The 4,618-nt window shown below is 70.2% G+C and carries 3 protein-coding genes; all 3 read left to right on the top strand.

Translation table 11 applies throughout. From position 1 onward, the window contains the following. The first annotated feature begins 23 nt into the window (after positions 1–23). The 3 genes from AOK15_RS38000 to AOK15_RS37990 all read left to right on the top strand — a co-directional run bounded on the left by AOK15_RS38000 (position 24) and on the right by AOK15_RS37990 (position 4,530). Positions 24–602 (top strand): hypothetical protein, encoded by a 579-nt coding sequence (locus AOK15_RS38000; protein ID WP_055523368.1) that lies wholly within the window; start codon positions 24–26, stop codon positions 600–602. Beyond that, a complete protein-coding gene (locus AOK15_RS37995) occupies positions 602–2,419 on the top strand; it encodes an ABC-F family ATP-binding cassette domain-containing protein (protein WP_055523367.1) in 1,818 nt (605 codons plus the stop codon). The genes AOK15_RS38000 and AOK15_RS37995 overlap by 1 nt, the downstream gene beginning before the upstream one ends. Before the next feature lie 356 nt (positions 2,420–2,775). Further along, complete coding sequence (locus tag AOK15_RS37990; RefSeq protein WP_055523366.1) at positions 2,776–4,530, top strand: outer membrane protein assembly factor BamB family protein; 1,755 nt, start codon at positions 2,776–2,778, stop codon at positions 4,528–4,530. Positions 4,531–4,618: the final 88 nt, after the last annotated feature.

Raw genomic sequence — 4,618 nt, 5'->3', positions numbered from 1 at the left:
CCACCCCCCGGCAGGGTGGCCGCATGAGGAGAAACCGCCCCGTCCGCCGGGCCCTCCTGGTCGTCCACGTCGCCGTCTCCGCCTGCTGGCTCGGGCTCACGCTCGGGCTGCTCGCGCTCGGGATCACCGCGAGCACCACAGGGTCGGCGGTGACCGTGGAGGCGTCCGTGCGCGCGATGAAGCTGTTCGCGGACTGGCTGCTCATCCCCGTCGCGCTCCTGACGTTCCTCAGCGGGTTGGCGCTGTCGCTGGGCACCGCGTGGGGCCTGGCCAGGCACCGCTGGGTGTACACGAAGTTCTGGCTGACCCTGGCCACCCTCACCGCCACCGTCCTCGCCCTGCGCCCCGGCGTGAACGGGGCGGTCACCGCCGTCGGCGCGGGCGGGCCGCTGCCCGACGCCGGTGACGTGCTGTTCGGGCCGGTCGTGTCGTTCGCCGCGTACGTCTTCATGACGGTGATCTCGGTCCTCAAGCCCTGGGGGCTCACCCGGCGCGGCCGCCGCCTGCGGTCGGCCGCACGGGGCGGGGGCAAGCGTCCCGTCACGCCCGGCACGGCCGCCGACTACCCTGGAGGGTCGATCGTCCCCGTGGCAGGAGAGTAATGGCCGTCAACCTGGTCAATGTCGAGAACGTCAGCAAGGTGTACGGCACCCGCGCCCTGCTCGACGGGGTCTCGCTCGGCGTCTCCGAAGGGGACCGGATCGGAGTCGTGGGACGGAACGGGGACGGCAAGACCACCCTCATCCGGATGCTCGCCAAGCTGGAGGAGGCCGACACCGGGCGGATCACCCACTCGGGCGGCCTCCACCTCGGCGTGCTCACCCAGCACGACTCCCTCGACCCGGCCGCCACCGTCCGGCACGAGGTCATCCGGGACATGGCGGACCACGAGTGGGCCGGCAACGCCAAGATCAGGGACGTCCTCACCGGACTGTTCGGCGGGCTCGACCTGCCCGGCTTCCCGCAGGGCCTCGACACCGTCATCGGCCCGCTCTCCGGCGGCGAGCGCCGCCGTATCGCGCTCGCCAAGCTGCTCATCGAGGAGCAGGACCTGATCGTCCTGGACGAGCCGACGAACCACCTGGACGTCGAGGGCATCTCCTGGCTCGCCGACCATCTGCGGGAGCGGCGCTCCGCGCTCGTCTGCGTCACCCACGACCGCTGGTTCCTCGACCAGGTGTGCACCCGCATGTGGGACGTGCAGAAGGGCTCGGTCTACGAGTACGAGGGCGGCTACTCCGACTACGTCTTCGCGCGGGCCGAGCGGGAGCGGATCGCCGCGACCGAGGAGGTCAAGCGGCAGAACCTCGTCCGCAAGGAGCTGGCCTGGCTGCGGCGCGGCGCCCCCGCCCGTACGTCGAAGCCCCGCTTCCGCGTCGAGGCGGCCAACGAGCTGATCGCGGACGTACCGCCGCCGCGCGACACCAGCGAGCTGATGAAGTTCGCGTCGACCCGGTTGGGCAAGACCGTCTTCGACCTGGAGAACGTCACGGTCCAGGCCGGGCCGAAGGTGCTGCTGAAGCATCTGACCTGGCAGCTCGGCCCCGGTGACCGCATCGGCCTCGTCGGCGTCAACGGCGCCGGCAAGACCTCCCTGCTGCGGGCCATGGCCGACGCCGCCCGCAGCGAGGGCGAGAAGCAGCCGGTCGCCGGACGCGTCGTCACCGGCAGGACCGTCAAGCTCGCCTACCTGTCCCAGGAGGTCGCCGAACTCGACCCCGAGTGGCGGGTGCTCCAGGCCGTGCAGCAGATCCGCGACCGTGTCGACCTCGGCAAGGGGCGCGAGATGACGGCGGGGCAGCTCTGCGAGACCTTCGGGTTCAACAAGGAGAAGCAGTGGACGCCGGTCGGCGACCTCAGCGGCGGTGAGCGGCGGCGGCTCCAGCTGCTGCGGCTGCTGATGGACGAGCCGAACGTCCTGTTCCTCGACGAGCCCACCAACGACCTCGACATCGAGACCCTCACCCAGCTGGAGGACCTCCTCGACGGCTGGCCCGGCTCGATGATCGTCATTTCCCACGACCGGTTCTTCATCGAGCGGACGACGGACCGGGTGTTCGCTCTGCTGGGTGACGGCACGCTGCGGATGCTGCCGCGCGGGATCGACGAGTACCTGGAGCGGCGTCACGCCATGGAGGAGGCCGCCGCGGCGGCCTCGCCGGTCGCCGCCAAGGCCGCCGCCTCGGCCTCGGAGAAGACCGTGTCCTCGGCCGACGCCCGCGCCGCGAAGAAGGAACTCCAGAAGATCGAACGGCAGTTGGACAAGCTCTCCGAGCGGGAGACGAAGCTGCACGCGCAGATCGCCGACAACGCCACGGACTTCGCCAAGGTGGCTGAACTCGACGCGGAACTGCGGGCGTTGGCGGGAGAGAAGGACGAGCTGGAGATGCGCTGGCTTGAACTTGCCGAGGACGCGTAGCGGGGCGACCGAGGGCCCTCGCCGCGGGGCTGCCGTTCGATGCCGGGCGTCGCTCGTCGGTGGCTCGTCGCGCAGTTCCCCGCGCCCCTTCAAGGGCGCTGCCCGCGCCCGGCGTTCTTCCGTGCCCCGAGTGCCTCCGAAGCCTTGCGGGGCAAGGCACGCGCGTCCCGTGAAGGGGGCGTGAAGGAGCGTAACGGAGGCATTACGGGGCGGTTCTCCCTTGGGAACAGGGGAGCGACCGGCCCCGTGCGCGGTCGTGTCGCAGTGATAGAAAGAGCCGACTGACACAGTCTGAGAAGCGACACCACGCGTGACGACGGGTGGCTCGAAAGCAGCGAACAGGGGGAAACGCGCTGATGACTCAGCCACCCAACCAGCCGCCTCAGGGCGGCTTCGGAGCTCCGCAGAACCCCGGACCGCAGCAGCCGTACGGCTATCCGCAGACCCCTCCGCCGCAGGGTCCGCCCACGCCGACCCCCGGCTACGGCTACCCGCAGCAACCGCCCGCGCAGACGGGCCCGTACGCCCAGCAGCCCGGCCCGTACGCGCAGCAGCCGGGGCCCTACACCCCGCCGCCGCAGCCCGGTTACGGCTATCCGCAGGGGCAGTACCCGGGCGCGCCCACCCCTCCGTCGGGCGGCGGCTCCAAGAACCCCTTCAAGGGCAAGCCGGCCCTCGCGGTCGGCGCGGCGGTGGCCGCGCTCCTCGTGATCGGCGGCACCGTGTTCGCGGTGACGAGCCTCGGTGACGACGACGGCAAGAAGAAGCCGGTCGCCAAGGAGAGCGCGAGCAAGGGCGCCGACGACCCCAAGACCTCCTCCTCCCCGTCCGCGCCCGTCAACCCGGGCGACGGCAGCGGGGGCGGCGGCGAGGACCTCGACATCTCCGACCTCAACGAGGGCCGCAAGGCGGGCGAGGCGAAGGTGCTCTGGTACAAGAGCGCCCCCGACGCCCCCGGTTCGGGTGCGGAGGCCCCCGGCCTGTGGGTCACCGACAAGGTCGCCGTGAAGGCCGCGTACAAGCAGCTGTTCGCGTTCGACGTCCAGAGCGGCGACCCGGCCTGGGACCCCATCGAGTTCAAGGGCAAGATCTGCACGGTCACCCCGGAGCCGACCGCCGACGGCCACATCGTGGTCGCCTCCAAGCGCGGCACCAGCAACGACTCCGAGTGCGACCAGCTCCAGCAGATCGACCTCGACACCGGGAAGACGGGCTGGACCGCCGAGCTGGAGAAGGGCGCCCTGTTCGACAGCAACATCAGTGTCGGCCTGTCCGTCACCGGTGACACGCTCATGGTGGGCCGCTCGCAGTCCGGCACCGCGTACGACGTCGACACCGGCAAGAAGCTCTGGGACAAGAAGGAGTACGGCCAGTCCTGCTACCCGGGCGGCTTCGCGGGCGGAGCGCGGCTGGTCGCCGTCTCCTCCTGCGCGGTCGGCTCCGAGGACAAGCAGCACGACGAGGTCCAGGAACTCGACCCGAAGACCGGCAAGGCCAAGTGGACCCGGAAGATCCCCAAGGGCTGGCGGATCGACCACGTGTACGCGCTGAACCCGCTCGTCCTCTACCTCAGCAACGAGGCCGAGAAGAAGTGGAACATCTCCGCCTTCGAGGCCGACGGTTCCACCCGCTCGCAGCTCGACGTCAAGGGCTCCTTCAAGCCCGACTGCGACACCGGGATCATCTCCCGCAACCTCCAGGGCTGCTCCGGCATCGCGGCCGACGCCGACACGCTCTATCTGCCGACCGAGGCGAAGGACGGCGCGAACGAGATCGTCGCGGTCAACCTGTCCACCGGCAAGGAGAAGTGGCGGGTCAAGTCCCCCGCCGACGCGGCCATGTCGGCCGTGAGGATCGAGAACTCCAAGCTGATCGCGTACGTGGAGTCGACGTACGGCGGCGAGGGCGGCCAGATCGTGTCGTTCCCCACCACGGGCGCCAAGCCCAAGGTGACGAAGCTCCTGCAGATGCCGGACAGCGCCGCGAAGATCGAGAGTTCCTTCTACTCGAAGGCCATCGACTACGTGGACGGGCGCTTCTACATCTCCACCACCCTGCTGACGGGCGTGGACGAGTCGAAGGAGAAGTTGATGCTGGCCTACGGCAAATGAGCCGGGGACCGGTGTCCCGGTCGACCTCCCCCGCCGTCCCTCACCCGCCTTCCGATTTCCGCTGCGAGGTATTCACGTCATGACGCAG

The sequence above is a fragment of the Streptomyces ossamyceticus genome (assembly GCF_001418475.1).
Lineage (GTDB): Bacteria > Actinomycetota > Actinomycetes > Streptomycetales > Streptomycetaceae > Streptomyces > Streptomyces ossamyceticus.
This window is presented reverse-complemented; position numbering and strand designations above follow the sequence as displayed.

Coding starts and splice junctions, on each gene's coding strand:
- AOK15_RS37990 (WP_055523366.1), top strand. CDS start 2,776: ATGACTCAGCCACCCAACCAGCCGCCTCAGGGCGGCTTCGGAGCTCCG.
- AOK15_RS38000 (WP_055523368.1), top strand. CDS start 24: ATGAGGAGAAACCGCCCCGTCCGCCGGGCCCTCCTGGTCGTCCACGTC.
- AOK15_RS37995 (WP_055523367.1), top strand. CDS start 602: ATGGCCGTCAACCTGGTCAATGTCGAGAACGTCAGCAAGGTGTACGGC.